Source organism: Ferruginibacter profundus (assembly GCF_054783275.1).
In genome coordinates, this window is the sequence record NZ_BAAGQW010000003.1 from 793,232 (window position 1) to 810,429 (window position 17,198).

Annotated in this window: 14 protein-coding genes; 7 read left to right on the forward strand and 7 right to left on the reverse strand. The window is 39.9% G+C overall.

What is annotated here, in order from left to right:
- Positions 1-7: 7 nt before the first annotated feature.
- From ACYVM0_RS23075 to atpH, 5 genes are all read left to right on the forward strand, one after another.
- On the forward strand, positions 8-1,822 hold the full coding sequence (locus tag ACYVM0_RS23075; protein WP_460561105.1) for an ABC transporter ATP-binding protein: 1,815 nt from the start codon (positions 8-10) through the stop codon (positions 1,820-1,822).
- Between the two features lie 74 nt (positions 1,823-1,896).
- The gene (gene atpB, locus ACYVM0_RS23080) at positions 1,897-3,003 is read left to right on the forward strand and encodes a FoF1 ATP synthase subunit a (RefSeq protein ID WP_460561107.1); all 1,107 of its coding nucleotides are present in this window, start codon (positions 1,897-1,899) and stop codon (positions 3,001-3,003) included.
- 33 nt (positions 3,004-3,036) lie between these two features.
- Positions 3,037-3,276, forward strand: a complete 240-nt coding sequence (gene atpE / locus ACYVM0_RS23085; protein ID WP_460561109.1) for an ATP synthase F0 subunit C — start codon at positions 3,037-3,039, stop codon at positions 3,274-3,276.
- A 198-nt stretch (positions 3,277-3,474) separates the two neighbouring features.
- Positions 3,475-3,969 carry an ATP synthase subunit B family protein gene (gene atpF, locus ACYVM0_RS23090; protein WP_460561111.1) on the forward strand — a complete coding sequence of 165 codons (495 nt, stop codon included), beginning with the start codon at positions 3,475-3,477 and terminating at the stop codon, positions 3,967-3,969.
- Between the two features lie 79 nt (positions 3,970-4,048).
- Entirely contained in the window at positions 4,049-4,612 is a 564-nt protein-coding gene (atpH, locus tag ACYVM0_RS23095) for a F0F1 ATP synthase subunit delta (RefSeq protein WP_460561113.1), read from the forward strand.
- Between the two features lie 117 nt (positions 4,613-4,729).
- On the opposite strand, the gene ACYVM0_RS23100 is transcribed toward atpH, so the two are convergent.
- The 7 genes from ACYVM0_RS23100 to purD form a co-directional block, all read right to left on the reverse strand.
- Positions 4,730-5,473: an MBL fold metallo-hydrolase gene (locus ACYVM0_RS23100; RefSeq protein ID WP_460561115.1), complete on the reverse strand. Its 744-nt coding sequence runs from the start codon at positions 5,471-5,473 to the stop codon at positions 4,730-4,732.
- A 9-nt stretch (positions 5,474-5,482) separates the two neighbouring features.
- Positions 5,483-6,859, reverse strand: coding sequence for a putative peptidoglycan glycosyltransferase FtsW/RodA (rodA, locus tag ACYVM0_RS23105; protein WP_460561117.1), 1,377 nt, complete (start codon positions 6,857-6,859; stop codon positions 5,483-5,485).
- Between the two features lie 63 nt (positions 6,860-6,922).
- Complete coding sequence (locus tag ACYVM0_RS23110; protein WP_460561119.1) at positions 6,923-9,013, reverse strand: peptidoglycan D,D-transpeptidase FtsI family protein; 2,091 nt, start codon at positions 9,011-9,013, stop codon at positions 6,923-6,925.
- Positions 9,014-9,134: 121 nt separating this feature from the next.
- Positions 9,135-9,671, reverse strand: a complete 537-nt coding sequence (locus ACYVM0_RS23115) for a rod shape-determining protein MreD (RefSeq protein ID WP_460561121.1) — start codon at positions 9,669-9,671, stop codon at positions 9,135-9,137.
- Positions 9,672-9,690: 19 nt separating this feature from the next.
- Positions 9,691-10,554: a rod shape-determining protein MreC gene (mreC, locus tag ACYVM0_RS23120; protein WP_460561123.1), complete on the reverse strand. Its 864-nt coding sequence runs from the start codon at positions 10,552-10,554 to the stop codon at positions 9,691-9,693.
- Between the two features lie 133 nt (positions 10,555-10,687).
- A complete protein-coding gene (locus ACYVM0_RS23125; RefSeq protein ID WP_430987948.1) occupies positions 10,688-11,713 on the reverse strand; it encodes a rod shape-determining protein in 1,026 nt (341 codons plus the stop codon).
- Positions 11,714-11,934: 221 nt separating this feature from the next.
- Entirely contained in the window at positions 11,935-13,215 is a 1,281-nt protein-coding gene (gene purD / locus ACYVM0_RS23130; protein WP_460561125.1) for a phosphoribosylamine--glycine ligase, read from the reverse strand.
- A 213-nt stretch (positions 13,216-13,428) separates the two neighbouring features.
- Between purD and ACYVM0_RS23135 the strand changes: the two genes are divergently transcribed.
- Both ACYVM0_RS23135 and ACYVM0_RS23140 read left to right on the forward strand, forming a co-directional pair.
- Entirely contained in the window at positions 13,429-15,078 is a 1,650-nt protein-coding gene (locus tag ACYVM0_RS23135) for a peptide MFS transporter (RefSeq protein ID WP_460561127.1), read from the forward strand.
- A 77-nt stretch (positions 15,079-15,155) separates the two neighbouring features.
- A complete protein-coding gene (locus ACYVM0_RS23140; protein ID WP_460561130.1) occupies positions 15,156-17,180 on the forward strand; it encodes an OPT family oligopeptide transporter in 2,025 nt (674 codons plus the stop codon).
- Positions 17,181-17,198: the final 18 nt, after the last annotated feature.

Genomic DNA, 17,198 nt, shown 5'->3' on the forward strand with positions numbered 1-17,198 from the left:
TTGCCTGATGAGTGATACGGGTGCTAAAAAAAAGGTATTCAATTTTTCATTACTACGCAGGATATTCTATTTTGCCAGGCCATATAAAAATAAATTTTATGGCTCTTTATTGCTTTCTGTAGTATTGGCTGTTATGGCACCTCTAAGGCCCTTTCTTATTCAGCTTACTATCAATGACGGTATCAAAGGAAAAGAAACAGCTCATTTTATCAACGGCCCCGGTGGTTTTATTCTCGAGATCACCATCATACAACTGGTGTTACTGGTAATAGAAACGGTATGCCGCTTCTACTTTACTTTCAGTACAGCATCCCTGGGGCAAAGTGTGGTTAAAGACCTGCGGGTAACCACTTACCAGAAGATCCTTCACTTAAATCTGGGCCACTTTGATAAAACCCCCATTGGTACATTAACTACCCGAACCATTAATGATATTGAATCTATCAATGATGTTTTCAGTGATGGATTAATTCCCATCATTGCCGATCTGTTATCTATCATTTCTGTTTTAAGCTATATGCTCTATGTGAGCCCTGTATTAACCCTGGTTTGCCTGGCGCCTTTTCCCATACTGATGATCGCTACTTATTTTTTTAAAGAAAGTGTAAATAAATCTTTCATCAGGGTGCGTAATGCCGTGGCTAACTTAAATGCTTTTGTGCAGGAGCACATTACCGGCATGAGTGTAGTGCAGGCATTTGCAGCCGAAAAAAAAGAGTATGATAAATTTAATGCCATCAACAAAGAACACCGCAATGCCAACATAAAAGCCATTTTTGCCTACTCCGTTTTTTTTCCTATTGTAGAATTGGTAATGGCCTTGTCAATTGGCTTACTCGTTTGGTGGGCCGCCAAAGACGCAGATGTAAAAAATATCAGCGATCTTAAAAGAGAAGAAATTGCGGGTATCATCACTTCGTTTATTATTTGCCTTAACTTATTATTCCGTCCGTTACGTGTAATTGCCGATAAATTTAATGTGCTGCAAATGGGCATGATTGCCAGCGAAAGAGTTTTTAAAGTGCTGGATAATGAAGACAGTGCCGTTAATGATGGCAACTATACCCCCGAAACGATACAAGGTAAAGTAGCTTTTGACAAAGTGTGGTTTGCCTATATTGATGAGCAATATGTATTAAAAAATATTTCTTTTAATATCAATCCCGGCGAAACTTTAGCCATTGTAGGCCATACGGGAAGTGGTAAAACTTCCATCATCAGCTTATTAAACCGGTTGTACCATATTCAAAAAGGCAGCATTACCATTGATGATAAAAATATTGAGGATTATGCTTTAGATACCTTACGAAGCCGCATCGGTGTAGTATTACAGGATGTGTTTTTATTCAGCGGTTCTGTTATCGATAACGTAACCCTGCGCAACCCGGCCATAAAAAAAGAAGATGTTATCCAGGCGGCAAAACTCATCGGCATTCATGATTTTATTATGCAGTTACCCGGCAATTACGATTATAATGTGATGGAAAGAGGCGCCACTCTCTCGCTGGGCCAGCGCCAGTTATTATCTTTTGTAAGGGCTTTGTTATACAATCCTTCTATATTAATACTGGATGAAGCCACTTCTTCAGTTGATACAGAAAGCGAAAACCTGATCCAGCACGCCATCGATACCTTAATTACGGGCCGTACCTCCATTGTAATTGCCCACAGGCTCAGCACCATCCGTAAAGCCAGCAAAATTATGGTGCTGGATAAGGGCGAAATCAAGGAAATCGGCACCCACGAAGAACTTTTGGCAAGGCAGGGCTTCTATTACCAGCTCCATAAAATGCAGTTTGAGCAGAAGGTAAAAATGGCTTAAAAATACTTTTTCTTCTATCTAATTTCCTATTTCCATCTTCCGGCGTTATCTTTGCGCCAAAATTAGGGATTTGTATGCTTGAAAAGTGTTTAAAATCATTACTGGTACTGGCTTTCAGCCTTTTTTTGACTGTTTTTGCAAACCATGCTTTTGCGCAGGGTGAAGGCGAAAAACCACATGCTGAAAAGGCAGAAGGCAAATTGAATATGAAAGAAGTAATTTTCGGTCATATCATGGATGCCCATGAATTTCACTTTTTCTCCATACATCACACCGATGGAACAGAAACTGCGGTATCTATCCCCCTGCCGGTGATGTTGTACTCTCCTCAAAAAGGTTTCTCTTTCTTTATGGCTTCTAAATTTGAAGAAGGTAAAGAAGAGGTGGATGGCTATAAATTAGCAGGCAACAAAATTGTTCCTGTAGAAGACGGTGTAAAAGTGTATGATTTTTCTTTAACCCGTAACGTGGTGCAAATGCTGTTGGCGCTTATATTACTGGTTTGGATCATGGTTAGTATTGCTAAAAAATATAAAAGCGGCCAGGGGGTAACTTCTGCACCAAAAGGTATGCAGGCCCTGCTTGAACCGGTTGTTGCTTTTGTAAGGGATGAGGTAGCAGTACCCAATCTTGGTTACAAGGCCAATAAATACCTGCCTTACCTGTTAACTATTTTCTTTTTTATTTTGATCAATAATATTATCGGCCTTATACCGGGTACCGCCAATGTTACCGGTAATATTGCCTTTACTGTTGTGTTGGGTGTAATATCATTTATTGTAACCCTGGCCAGCAGCAATAAGCATTACTGGATGCATATCTTCAATCCTCCGGGAGTGCCATTAGGCGTTAAATTCATCCTGGTACCGGTGGAGTTTTTAAGTATGTTCCTGAAACCATTTTCATTGATCATTCGTTTGTTTGCCAATATGGTGGCGGGCCACATCATTATCATCTGTTTAATTTCATTGATATTTATTTTCGGAGAAAAAATGGGTGCAGGTGCTGGTTGGGGAGCTTCTCCATTATCTATTGCATTTACAATTTTTATTTATTTTATTGAAGTACTGGTAGCGTTTTTACAGGCGTTCATCTTTACTGTACTAACAGCAGTTTTAATTGGCAGTGCTATCGAAGGCGATCACAGCCACGATGATGCACATGCAGCTGCTCATCATTAATCTGGAATTATTAATTAACATAAACCAAGTAACATGGACTTAACAATTTTACTGGATGGCACTGCAAATGCAGGCGGCGCAGTAGGCGCAGGACTTGCTGCAATGGGTGCTGGTATCGGTATCGGTCAGATTGGTAAAGGTGCGGTTGAGGGTATTGCCCGTCAGCCGGAAGCTACCAACGATATCCGTTCCAACATGATCTTAGCTGCGGCTCTTGTAGAAGGTGCTGCTCTTTTCGCTATCATCGTGGGCTTCCTTGCAATGGTTTTATAATCGTTGCCAACTCATTACTGCATCTGATGCACAGGGCAAAGGATGCAGTATTTTTAATGCTCTTACAAATGTTACGGTTTACAGGTTTATTTTGTTATTGATAGATAGCGTTACTTTATTATCCGCAAACGATCAATGACCTGAAACTGTTTTAGACCGTAACTAATTATAAATTCTTAATCACAGAACTGAAATAGTATGGAACTTTTAACACCGGGACTCGGCTTGCTTGTTTGGACGCTTTTAGCTTTCCTTATTGTGTTTTTCATTCTTAAAAAATATGCATGGCCTGCCATTGTAAAAGGCTTGCACGACAGGGAAACTTCTATTACAGAAGCTTTGGCTACTGCCGAAAAAGTAAAGCTGGAAATGGCACAACTTAAAAATGACAACGAAGCTTTACTGGCTAAAGCCCGTGAAGAAAGAGCTGCGCTTTTAAAAGAAGCTAAAGAAACCAAAGACAAAATTGTAAACGACGCTAAGGACGAAGCTAAAGTTGCTGCTGCAAAAATTATTGCTGATGCACATGCTTCAATACAACAACAAAAAATGGCTGCCTTAACTGACTTAAAAAATCAGATCGGTAACCTGGTAATTGAAACCAGCGAAAAAGTTTTACGTAAAGAATTAAGCAATAAAGCTGAGCAGGAAGTGTATATTAAAACGCTTGCTTCAGAAGTAAAATTGAATTAATAAACCAGCTTCAAGCCACGGCCACAAGGGATAACTCACTTCTTGTAGCTTCTCCCCTTGGAGCTTGTAACTAATAAATATGAACAATCCACGTTTAGCAGGCAGGTACGCAAAAAGTTTATTGGATTTAGCTACTGAGCAAAACCAGATAGAAGCCGTGTATGCTGATATGAAATGGCTGGACAGGGTTTGCAAAAGCAATCCTGACTTTGTTGCTGTTTTAAGCAGTCCTATTATTAAAGCAGATAAAAAACAGGTGATTTTAAAAGCTGTAACCGATGGCCGGGTAGCTACTTTAACCGGTGCGTTTATCGACCTGCTGGTAAGAAAAACAAGGGAAAGCAACCTGCACGAAATTGTAAATGCTTTTATTGACCAGTACAATACACTGAACAATATTCAAAAAGTAAAGATCACTACTGCTTCGCCTCTTACTGATGCTTTAAGGGAAGAGATCATGACAAATGTAAAAGCAGCAATGCCTACCAAAACATTTGAAATTGAAACTGCCATTAAAGATGAACTGATCGGAGGTTTTATTGTAGAAACCGGCGGCCAATTGGTTGACGCCAGCATTTTAAGAGACTTAAAAGATATTCAGAAACAATTTATGGACAATGAATTTATTCATAAGATCCGTTAATATGTTTTGAAAAAATATTTAAGAGCCGTTACTGATGTAGCGGCTTTTTTTTGCCCGGTTAAAACAGCGGGCCTGCACATTGCGTTTAAGGTTGAGGTCCGCTCGGTACTTCCGCTATTAAAAGCCCACCACCGGAGTTTTAATATCATGATAAAATAAGAAGGTCCATTTTTCTTCCTGTCCCTGTTGCCACCATTGCTGGCGCAGCTCCATACATTTTTTGCCATCATAATCGTACTTGGCAATAAAACGGCTTTTCATTTGTTGCAGTTGTGGTGCTACATCGCCACCAAAAAATATTTTTTGTCCATCCTCTTCAATCCAGAACACCTGGTGAAAAGGTGAGTGAGCACCGGTTACTTCGTACCGGATATACTCATCAATAACACCATCACCGGTTGTAAAAATCACTTTATCGCTTTCGCCTAAAATTTCAAACTCAGCAGGTGTATAAGATGGTTTACCTTTTGCCATGGCAGAATCAAACTCATCCCTGTTTACATAATACATAGCATTGGGAAAGCTGATGAATTTCTGTTGCAGTATCTTATCTTCTTTACTTACACCACCGCTATGGTCTTTATGTAAATGACTCATCAATACTTTGGTAACATCCATCGGGTTAATACCATTATCCATCAGGTTCTGGTGTATTTGCAGGCTGCCATCTTTATTGGTAAACCCAAGCCCCGTATCAATCACTAAAATATCTTTTGAAGTGATTATTGCAAAAGGCTGAATCTCTACCAATAAACTACCCACAGGCCTTTGCTGCAGGTCGTCGCTCTCTTTATTAAAGGGAATAAATTGTTTGGTATTGTCTATTGTAAAAGCGCCTTCGCTGAGAGGAATTATTTGCATACCGTGCTTTTATCTCAAAATCATATGCCTGTCGGCATCTAATTTTACAGAGATGAATAATAAAATAGTAAAAGTGATTAAAGAGGAACCGCCATAACTTAATAATGGCAAGGTAATACCCGGTGATGGCGCAAGCCCCAGGGTCATACAAACATTTAACGCCACATGAAAAAAGAGTATGCCCACCACGCAATACATATATACCCTGCTGAAAGTACTTCGCTGCCGCTCGGCTAAAAATACCAGGCGTATCATTAAACCGAAGTACAGTATCATTAACACCATACAACCCCAGAAGCCAAAATTTTCTCCCACGGATGAAAAAATGAAATCGGTATTTTGCGCCGGAACAAATTCACCACGGGTTTGTGTACCCTGTAAAAAACCTTTGCCCCAGAAGCCACCGCTACCAATAGCAATTTTAGATTGCTTTACATTATAGCTCTCTACTTTTTCACCAGGTTTCTTTTTAGTGGTACCCAGCTTGGCAAACTCTTTTTGGATCTCTGCGGTTCTTTCTGGATTTTTAAACTGGTAATCATCAATACCAAATGTAGAAAATATGCGTACTACCTGGTGAGGTTTTAATACACTATTAAACAAAGCCGGTACCACAAATAATTTAACACCAATACACAATCCCCATACTGCTATAATTAAAAACAACTTGGCAATATCACGTTTTATTTTCCGCCAATAAAAGAAAATACACAACAAAGCAATTATTGTTATGATTATAAAAAAAGTAGCCGAAGCAAGTACTATACTTGCAATAACCAAAATGGCAAAAGAAAAAAGTATTATGAGATAGAGTGTGGGTAAACCTTCCCTGTAAAAAGCAATAGCAAACGAAAAATAAACAATAGCTGCACCAGGCTCTTTTTGCAATACCGATAATATAGCGGGTGAAAAAGCGATGGCCGCAGCAATTAACTGCGTTTCTATTTTATGAAAATTGGTTTCGGGCATAGACAGGTATTTTGCCAATGCCAGCGAAGTAAATATTTTACACAATTCTACCGGCTGAATATTCATAAAGCTGCCTATTGCGATCCAGCTTCTGGAACCACCCACCTCTTTACCTACAGCAAATGTGGCCAGTATTAATAAGATGCCAAAGGCATAAGCCAGGTTAGCCGTAGCAGTAAAAAATTTACTATCGGTAAGTAAAATAAATACAGCCACTACCACACTTACACCAAAAAAAAGCAGCTGCTTACTGTACTCTTTTTTTAATCCCAGAAAAGTCTGCACCACATTATCGCCGCTTTTATACTCTACAGAAAAAATACAGGTGAGGCCAATAAATACCAGCAGCAGGTATAACATTACTGTTACCCAATCTATTCCTTTTGATATGGAAGGATTTTTTTTATACATGTTCATTGATCGTGAGGCGTGAAAAATGAGACGTGAGTTGGTTCACACTCACGACTGACGACTCACCACTCACGGCTTTGTCGAATCTTTCAATTCCGGTTTCTTTTTCTGGTCGGGCAAAATTGCTTCTGTCTTTATTCTTAATTTATTGTCGTTACTGTCTTTTTTAGGCTGACCATTTTTTAATTCTTCTTTATCTTTCTTTATATTATCCAATGCATCTTCTTCATCACTTTCATCCATACCAATAGTATCTCTAATTACTTTGATGTATCCTTTTGCAATCAGGTAGGCCGAATCTTTAGAATGCCTTAATGAATCCTGCCTTTTCATTTCCACATAAATTCTGGGAGGAATTAAATTTAAATCAGATAATTGATCAATTCTTGCCAACCTGGCTTTATCGGTAATAGAATCTTTTAAATATTTTTCAATCATTAAGCCTACAATGGGCGCAGCATAGGTACCACCAAAACGGCCGCTGTTTTCCACCACACACATGATAGCAATTTTAGGGTCTTCCCTTGGCGCAAACCCTGCAAAAAAAGCATGGTTAGGTTGTTTAACACCCCTGAAATAGTTTTCCACTGTACCCGTTTTACCACAAACGCTAATACCAGGTATCTTAGCTGCAGCACCTGTACCCCTGTCTACCACGCCTTGCATACCATCATGTACGGCTTCAAATATACTATCCGGTATATCAATTGTACTGTGTTGTTTCTTAAATGAGGAAAGCATATCAAACTTATCACCACCCTCAATAGAGTCTACCAGGTGTGGAATCTTGTACCAGCCTTTATTGGCGATATATGCCATTTCATTGGCAACCTGTATTGGTGTTACATCTACTTCACCCTGCCCGATACTTACCGAACGGAATGTACAATAATTCCATTTACCTTTTCCGTAAGCATCATTATAAAACTTAGGACTGGGAATCAATCCTCTTTTTTCGGATGGAACATCAACTCCCAACCTGTGGCCAAGACCAAATGCCTGCATATACCTGTTCCATACACCTAAACTGCTGTCAATATCAGGATACTTTGGATTATTAATTACCTTTTGCATTACAGTAGCAAAATAGGTGTTATCGGAAATAGTTATAGCACTACGTAAATCAAATGTACCCCTGTCTAAACATTTCATGGGTTTTCCCGAACCGCAACCATAAAAAGCTCCCGAACAGGAAACCCTGAACCTAGTATCAATCACACCTTCGTGTAAGCCTACCAGTGCCTGCAGGGTTTTAAAGGTAGAACCGGGAGAATAGGTAGCCCCTACGGTTCTGTTCAGCAAAGGCAAAGCGGGATCTAATAACAATTCTGCAATATGCTTTTTCCTTTCGGCACCGGTTAATAACTTAGGTTTAAAAGTAGGGCTGCTCACCATACATAAAATACCACCGGTTTTAGGGTCGATGGCAACAATGGAGCCCAGCTTGTTGGCCATTAATTTTTCTCCCAGCATCTGCAGTTCGATATCCAGTGAACTATGCATATTCTGTCCGGCAATGGCTACGGTATCAAGACTCCCGTTTTCAAGCCTTTCGGTAAGTTTTCCAACTTTATCTCTTTTCCAGAATTCAATACCCCGCTGGCCCAGCAATACATTTTCATAAGTGCGTTCCAGCCCGGTTTTACCAATATAATCCCCCATCACATAACCCGTGTATTTGGGATTCTTCAGCACATTGGAATCTACTTCACTCAAATAGCCAAGAATATTACCTGCAGCATCGTAGGGGTAATCCCTTACCGATCTCTCCTGTAAATAATAAGCCTGCGAAAACTTGTACATGTTTTCTGTAAGCTTGGCCATTTTTTCATTACTCAGCAATGCTTCAAATATTGAAGGCCGCTGGCTCTTGTATTTAAATACAATATTCTCTATTCTTTTTCTGAACTCTGTGGTGTCGATACCTAATATCTTACAGAGTGTCATGGTATCTGTACCTCTTAATTTACTGGGCGTTACCATCAGGTCGAAAATGGTGGTATTCTGTAAAATGGACCTTCCCTTACGGTCGTATACAATTCCTCTGTCAGGATAAACTACTTTTCTAAAGATACCCTGGTCGTCTGCCGCATATTTATATTTGGAGGAGAACAACTGCAGGTTCATCAACTGCAACATGATAATAGCAAATACTCCCACACACATGAGTATGATTACATTTTTCCGGGACTGATTGAAGACAGACAATTTGGATTTGTGATTTTAGGTTGATGATTTTTAATTTACCCTGATTAACGATTCACGACTCACCACTTACGTATCATACTGTATTGGTTCTGAATTTTTGTTTTCTTACAAATAACAATTCTGTAATAATGACCAGCAATAAACTGATAGCGGTTGACAATAATGTTTTGCCTAAGAAATACCAGATATCGCCAAACTGCCAAGCCTCTAATAGAAACAACCAACTATGATGAATTATTGTAAGCACGGCCACATAAATAAAATAGGGCAGTATACCACCCATGCTTTTAATTGATGGTTCCTCGTAGTTGCCATCGGCACCCTCCTGCGGAATTAAAAGGTTGATTAAAAAAGGCCTGATATAAGCAATTAACACACAGGCTGCCGCATGAAAGCCGGGGTTGTGCTGAAAACTATCGAGTGCAAAACCAAATAAAAATGCAACAAACAACTGCCAGCTGCGGTTCATATTAAAAGGCAGCCATAAAATAAACAGGTAATAAAGATAAGGTGTTGCCATCCTGTGTAAGGGATGTATTTTATCCAATACAAAATGCTGCACCAGTATAAAGAGTATAAACCTGATAATATTTTTTAAAAATGTGCTCATTTACTTTTTTAAAACCATTTTATTTTACCGGCTGCGGATGCTTTGCTTTTTCCAAAAGCTGGTCAATAGCTTCCTGTTGTTTATTATCAATAGCAAATACATATTGCAGGCTGTAAAAATCTGCTGCTGTTTTTAATTTTATCGAATAGTTGTTGCTGCTTTTTTCGGGCAGTACTTCGGTTACATAGCCAATGATCATACCTCTTGGAAAATATGTACTGTTGCCGCTTGTGATAATGGTATCGCCTTTGGCAACTTTTGCACTTTTGGGAATACGGTTGATGGAAACAATGTTAGGTACCGCTCCATCCCAGGATATGGTGCCAGTTTCCCCGCTTTTTAAAAGCTTGCCATCAATATGGCTATCCTTGTGCAGCAGGCTCATAGCTACTGCGTAATCATCGGTTACAGCTGTAATAACACCAACTGCAGCATTATTAATATCCACCAGCCCCATACCTTCTTTTAATTGTTGTACCCTGCCTCTTGCAACAACAATAAAATTGCTCTGGGTATTCACTGCATTTTCAATTACAGCGGCCTGCAGGTAAGTATACCTTCTGTATTGGGTAAGAGAATCTACTTTAATGGTATCCAATACTGTTTTGCTTGTGGTATCTGGCAGTTGAAAATCAGACCTCAGTTTATTGTATAATCTTTCGTTGGCTTTAACCAGCGAGTCATTCGTTTTTTTAAGATGGAAATAATCTTCTACCTTATTATACTGTTCGTTTATTTTACCTGTAAGCTGGTTGGCAGTACCGGAGAATACTGCATTGTGATAGGTATTATAATGTACAATCAAATAAATACAGAATCCCTGCAGTAACAGGAAAAAAAGCAAAGTGGAATAGCGGCGAACGAAAAGAAAAATATTACGCACCGGGGGGAAATTACAAAATTTTAAAAGTCAGCCGCAAGGGGAGAGCTTCAAGGGAGAATATTAGTTTGTAAACTTTGTAAAAAGTACTTCCGCTAAAGTTTATCCCTTGAAGCTTGCAACTTGAAGCTTTTAATTATCTCATCACAAAAGGATACCTGTCATAATGTTTTAAGGCTATACCTGTACCACGTACCACACTTTTCAGCGGATCATCGGCAACATGTACCGGTAGTTTAATTTTAGCCTGTAATCTTTTATCTAATCCTCTTAACAACGCTCCGCCACCTGTAATGTATAAACCACGGCGGTAAATATCAGATGCCAGCTCCGGCGGTGTTGTTTCCAGTGCTTTTAAAATAGCTTCTTCAATTTTAAAGATGCTTTTATCCAATGCCTCGGCCACTTCCTGGTAACTTACCATTACCTGCTTAGGAATACCGGTTACAAGATCCCTTCCGTTTACTGGAATATCATCAGGAGGATTGTCCAGGTCTTTCATGGCAGCGCCTACCTGTATCTTAATTTGCTCCGCAGTACGTTCGCCGATTAATAAACTATGGTAACGGCGTAAAGCCTCCATAATATCTGCTGTAAATTCATCACCTGCAATACGGATACTCTGATCGCAAACGATACCTGCCAAAGCAATTACCGTAATACCGGTAGTACCACCGCCAATATCAATGATCATATTACCCACCGGTTCTTCCACATCTATACCAATACCCAGGGCAGCCGCCATAGGTTCATGTATCAGGTAAACTTCCTTTGCGCCGGCCTGCTCCGCACTATCACGTACAGCTCTTTTCTCTACTTCTGTAATACTGCTTGGTATACAGATCATCATACGCCAGCTTGGGGCAAACAGGGGTTTTTTAGGATAGATCATTTTGATCATCTCCCGTATCATTAACTCTGCTGCATTAAAATCTGCTATCACACCATCCTTTAGCGGGCGAACGGTACGGATGCTCTCATGGGTTTTTTCATGCATCATCAATGCCTTTTTACCCACAGCTAAAATGTTCTTAGGATTGTTTCGGTCCAGTGCTACAATAGAAGGCTCATTTACCACAACTTCGTCATTGTGGATTATGAGGGTATTGGCAGTACCCAGGTCAATCGCAATTTCCTGTGTAAAAAAATTAAAGAGGCCCATATTTGATTAAGTGAAAACGTATGTAATTAATGCCAGCAAAGTTGATGTAAATTATTTGAATTAACAACGGCAAATATTTTATTTTTCAAAGATTTATCAAAAACCTGCTTTCGTTTCTTTAAGGCAAAATTCAAGCCAGAAAAGCGTTTGCTAAACTATTTAGCTTTCCGGGATTTCAGCAATCCTGTTACTTCGTTTACACAATACCGTTACTGCCGCCTTTAAGGAAATTCGTAACCGATATCACTGCGGTAATACATGCCTTCAAAATACAACTGCTCCATCATGTAATTGGATTGTTCTGCAGCTTCAGAAATGGTATCGCCAAAGGAAGTAACCACCAGTACCCTGCCGCCATTGGTTACCACTTCGCCGCTCTGCTGTTTGGTACCCGACTGAAATACCAGGCTGTTTTCCAATACATCGTCCTGCAGCCCCTGGATGGCAATTTCTGTTTTATAATCGCCGGGATAGCCGCCACTTACAGCCACTACAGCGGCTGCAAACCTGGGGTCGGCTTCTATAGTAATTTCGTGCAATTTTTGTTGGGCAGTTGCCTGCAGTAATTCCACCAGGTCGTTTTTAATACGTGGTATCACCACTTCAGTTTCAGGGTCGCCCATGCGGCAATTGTATTCTATCACTTTAGGTTCTCCGGCATCGTTCATTAAACCAAAAAATATAAAGCCTTTGTATTCCAGTTTATCTTTTTTAAGGCCTGCAATGGTAGGCTCAATGATCTTTTCTTTTACCTTTTGCAAAAAGGGCGCATCCGCAAATGGTAGCGGACTTACTGCTCCCATCCCGCCTGTATTGAGGCCGGTATCTCCTTCTCCTACTCTTTTGTAATCTTTGGCTTCGGGCAACAGCAGGTAGTTTTCGCCATCGGTGAGTACAAAAACACTTAACTCAATTCCTTTTAAAAATTCTTCCACCACCACTTTTTTACCGGCATCGCCAAATTTGGAGCGGTGCAGCATCAGCTCAAACTCGGATAATGCTTCTAAAGTGTGCTGGCAGATCAAAACGCCTTTGCCTGCAGCAAGGCCGTCGGCCTTTAATACTATCGGTAACGAGTGTCCTTTAATATACTCAACCCCCTCCGTGTAATTATCTATTGTAAATTCTCCGTATGCTGCCGTAGGGATATTATGCCTTTGCATAAAAGCTTTGGCAAAAGCCTTACTGCCTTCTAATTGTGAGGCTTCTTTTGAAGGGCCGATTACAGTAATGTGCTGTGTGGCCGGATTGTTTTTAAAGTAATCAAACACCCCTTTTACCAATGGCTCTTCCGGGCCTACTAATATCATATCTACTTTGTTGGAGATACAGGCTGCTGATAACAATTCAAAATCTGTTACCGCCACCGGCAGATTAATCCCACACGAGGCGGTGCCGGCATTACCCGGTGCAATAAATAATTTATCGCATAATTTACTCTGTGTCAATTTCCAGGCAAATGCATGCTCTCTGCCTCCTGAGCCGATTAAAAGAATGTTCATGAATTGAATTAGATTAGTATGGGGTTAAAGTTTCAGTTTGCGAATTTAAAAATATGCCTGCTCATTTCAAGATTAATTTTATAAACGGGGCTGCGTATAGCAATTTATCTTAACACATCATTTTAAAATTGGGGTATTAAATTGGTTGTTCTAAAAAGAAAATCACTATTTTGAGCCACTAAACTAACTAAACAAGCATTTAAAATCTCAATTATGAATGAACAGGTAAAAACTGGTAAGCATCCGAAAGGGCTTTATATTTTATTTTTCACCGAAATGTGGGAACGTTTTGGGTATTACCTGATGGTAGGTATCTTGTTTTTATTTTTAACAAACAGCACCGGAAAGGGACTTCCTAAAGCAATGGGGTCTGATGTAGTGGGTACTTTTATTGCATTAGTTTATCTAACTCCTTTTATTGGTGGCCTGTTGGCCGATCGTTACCTGGGTTATATCAAATCTATTTTCATTGGCGGTACATTAATGGCTATCGGCTACCTCACCATTGCATTACCGGGGGATTATACTGCTTACATATCAATGGGTTTGATCATTATAGGTAATGGCTTTTTTAAGCCTAATATTTCCACCCTCCTTGGTAATATGTATAATAGAGAAGATCTGCGTCCATTAAAAGATAATGCGTACAACATTTTCTACATGGGAATTAATATTGGGGCATTCTTCTGCAATTTTATTGCGGCTATTCTTCGCAATAAAATTGGCTGGCAGGCTGCATTTTCTGCAGCAGGAGTAGGTTTGATCATCGGGTTAATTGTTTTGGCTTTTAGTTTAAAGCACATCAAAACTTATGATGTTAAAAGGCCAATGCAGGAAGGCGACATGCCCACTTCCAAAATATTGGGAACTGTGTTTCTACCAATGATCATTTTTGCAATAATCGGATGGTTTATGCCTGGTAATATTTTTGGCAGTGATTCCGCAGATGCTTTCATCTTTGCCTGTATGCCGGTAATTGTATTCTTTATCAGCCTGTGGAGAAAAGAAAAAGGGGATGATAAAAAGGGAATTGGTGCGTTATTATTTGTATTTGCTGTTTCGGTGATCTTCTGGACCATCTATAACCAAAATTCAACCGGCTTAACTATCTGGGCAGAATCACATACAGACCGTTCTATTCCGCAATTCATGGAAAAACCAGCAGATGCAGTGTACACTCTACAAACGCTGGAATCTAAGCCGCAACAAGTAGACAGTATGGATAAGTACATGCGTATTGTAACGGACGATTCCGGACATGCGATAAAAACCATGGGGCCTGATCCTTATTTTGCAAACATGCCAAAAGATAAATGGCCGCCAAGCGGTGTTGCCAAAGTGGGTAATACAGAGTTGTTCCAATCTATTAATCCTTTCTTTATTGTTGCATTCACACCATTATTAATACTATTCTTTGCATGGCGATCGCGGCGTGGTAAGCCGGTAAGCACAGCCAGTAAATTTGCATGGGCATTGGTTATATCAGGCGTAAGCGCCTTAGTAATGGTATTTGCAGTAATGTCGGTGCCAAGTATCTATCAATATAAAACAAGTTCCTTCTGGCTCTTTCTTACCTATGGCGTATTTACTGTGAGTGAGATATGTTTGAGCCCGATAGGCTTATCATTTGTATCTAAACTGGCTCCCCCACGACTTACTGCATTAATGATGGGGGGATGGTTCATTTCCACTTCGTTGGGTGGTAAGGTTGCCGGTATCATGGCCAGCTCGTGGGATAATATTACTGATAAAAGAATTTTCTTTGGTATTATTGCAGTAGCAGCTATTCTTGGTGGTTTATTAATTTTCAGCAGGGTAAAATCTCTGGATAAAATCGTAAAAGATAAAACCGGTTCTGCATAAAATATTTTCTTCAATACCAGGCGATACAATCCGTATCGCCTTTTTTATTTAACTTACTTTTCAAACTATAACTGATTATGTCTGAGAAAAAACTATTTCAACCTTTTGTATCACCCCAAACAATCATGAAAGAACTGACGGCAAAGTCAATTCTTTTAGGTTGCTTATTTGGTGTGATATTCGGTGCTGCCACCGTTTACCTGGCTTTAAAAGCAGGCCTTACCGTTTCTGCTTCTATACCCATTGCAGTAATTGCCATTACATTGGGCCGTAAATTTTTTAAGACCACCATTCTTGAAAATAATATCATACAAACCACCGGCAGTGCCGGTGAAAGTATAGCATCGGGTGTGGCATTTACATTGCCGGGCTTTTTATTTCTTTCTTCACCCGACAGTGCTTCTTATTTTAATTATCTCACCATTTTAATTTTAGCCATCGTGGGTGGTATGCTGGGTACTCTGTTAATGGTGCCTTTAAGAAAAGCATTGATCGTTAATGAACACGATACCTTACCTTACCCTGAAGGTACCGCCTGCGGCGATGTTTTAAAAGCCGGTGAAAAAGGCGGCGATTTTGCAAAGACCGCTTTCTGGGGATTGGGTGTTGCTTTTGGTTATGCCATACTGCAAAAGATATTACATATAGTGGCAGAAACGCCGGTATTTATTACAAAGCAGGCCAATAAATTTTTTCCCTCTGCAAAGATCAGCGGAGAAATTACGCCTGAATATATGGGTGTGGGTTATATTATCGGCCCACGTATTTCGGGTGTGCTTGTTGCCGGTGGTGTTTTAAGCTGGCTGGTATTAATTCCGCTATTGGCATCAATTGTACCCGCCGATACTATTGCCATACAATTAAACAAATTGGGTTACCTCGCCGATATAACAAAGGATGGTGGTAAAGGCGGGTGGAACGCCGCTACCCATAGTTTTAATGATTACTCTGCAGCTATTTATTATGCATTCATTCGCCAGATTGGTGCCGGTGCCGTTACAGCAGGCGGTATCATTACATTAATCAAAACAATACCTACCATTGTAAAATCAGTGAAAGGAAGTTTTGGGTCTATAAAAAATTCGGGCGAACAAACCGGTACTGTTTTAAGAACAGAAAAAGACCTTAGCCTTAAAGTTGTGGGTATTGGTAGCCTGGCACTTGTTGCATTGATTGCAATTTTACCACAAGTACCGGGTGATAGCTTTTTGCAGAAATTATTAATTGGTGTGCTGGTGATCATCTTCGGAGCATTGTTTGTTACCGTGTCATCAAGAATAGTTGGATTGATCGGCTCTTCCAATAATCCTATCAGTGGTATGACCATTGCTACTGTAATGGGTACCAGCTTAATTTTTATGGCAGTGGGCTGGACGGGTAAAGCATACGAACCATTAGTGCTGGTGGTTGGTGGTATGATCTGTATTGCAGCAGCAAATGCAGGTGCCACATCACAGGATCTTAAGAGTGGTTATATTGTAGGTGCCACACCACGTAACCAGCAAATTGCTTTATTCATTGGTGCTATTGTTTCTTCAATTGTTATTGGTATTACCATTAAATATTTAGACGGGCCTAATCACCTTATCGGTACAGAAAAATATCCTGCACCTCAAGCCACTTTGATGGCTACTTTAATAAAAGGCATCCTTTCTCACAATTTAGACTGGCAGTATGTTTTTGTGGGCGTGTTCCTGGCAGTGGTGATGGAACTATGCGGCATTAAATCATTGAGCTTTGCTGTAGGTGCTTATCTTCCTTTATCTACTACTTTACCCATTTCTATTGGTGGTGCTATTAAAGGATTGGTGGATCGTAAAAAGAAAAAAGAAAATATTACTTCTACACCAGAAGAAGAAGAACTGGGCAAGGGAAGTTTGTTTGCCACCGGGCTTGTTGCCGGGGGTGCTGTTGCCGGGGTTATTATTGCTTTTGTATCGGGTAGTGACGGTGGTGACAGATTTTTGAAAACTATAAGTATGGAAGAGGGGCTTAAAGGCGGATTAAGTACAAATGGTTATTACCTGCTGGGTGTTCTTTTTTTTGCAGTAATGGGCTGGATGTTGTATAAAACAGCGTTAAAGAAAAATGAAGATGTTTAGAAATATTTCGGGTATAAA

Coding starts and splice junctions, on each gene's coding strand:
- ACYVM0_RS23075 (WP_460561105.1), top strand. CDS start 8: ATGAGTGATACGGGTGCTAAAAAAAAGGTATTCAATTTTTCATTACTA.
- purD (WP_460561125.1), bottom strand. CDS start 13,215: ATGAACATTCTTTTAATCGGCTCAGGAGGCAGAGAGCATGCATTTGCC.
- ACYVM0_RS23140 (WP_460561130.1), top strand. CDS start 15,156: ATGTCTGAGAAAAAACTATTTCAACCTTTTGTATCACCCCAAACAATC.
- atpE (WP_460561109.1), top strand. CDS start 3,037: ATGGACTTAACAATTTTACTGGATGGCACTGCAAATGCAGGCGGCGCA.
- atpH (WP_460561113.1), top strand. CDS start 4,049: ATGAACAATCCACGTTTAGCAGGCAGGTACGCAAAAAGTTTATTGGAT.
- ACYVM0_RS23100 (WP_460561115.1), bottom strand. CDS start 5,473: ATGCAAATAATTCCTCTCAGCGAAGGCGCTTTTACAATAGACAATACC.
- ACYVM0_RS23135 (WP_460561127.1), top strand. CDS start 13,429: ATGAATGAACAGGTAAAAACTGGTAAGCATCCGAAAGGGCTTTATATT.
- ACYVM0_RS23115 (WP_460561121.1), bottom strand. CDS start 9,671: ATGAGCACATTTTTAAAAAATATTATCAGGTTTATACTCTTTATACTG.
- rodA (WP_460561117.1), bottom strand. CDS start 6,859: ATGAACATGTATAAAAAAAATCCTTCCATATCAAAAGGAATAGATTGG.
- atpB (WP_460561107.1), top strand. CDS start 1,897: ATGCTTGAAAAGTGTTTAAAATCATTACTGGTACTGGCTTTCAGCCTT.
- atpF (WP_460561111.1), top strand. CDS start 3,475: ATGGAACTTTTAACACCGGGACTCGGCTTGCTTGTTTGGACGCTTTTA.
- ACYVM0_RS23125 (WP_430987948.1), bottom strand. CDS start 11,713: ATGGGCCTCTTTAATTTTTTTACACAGGAAATTGCGATTGACCTGGGT.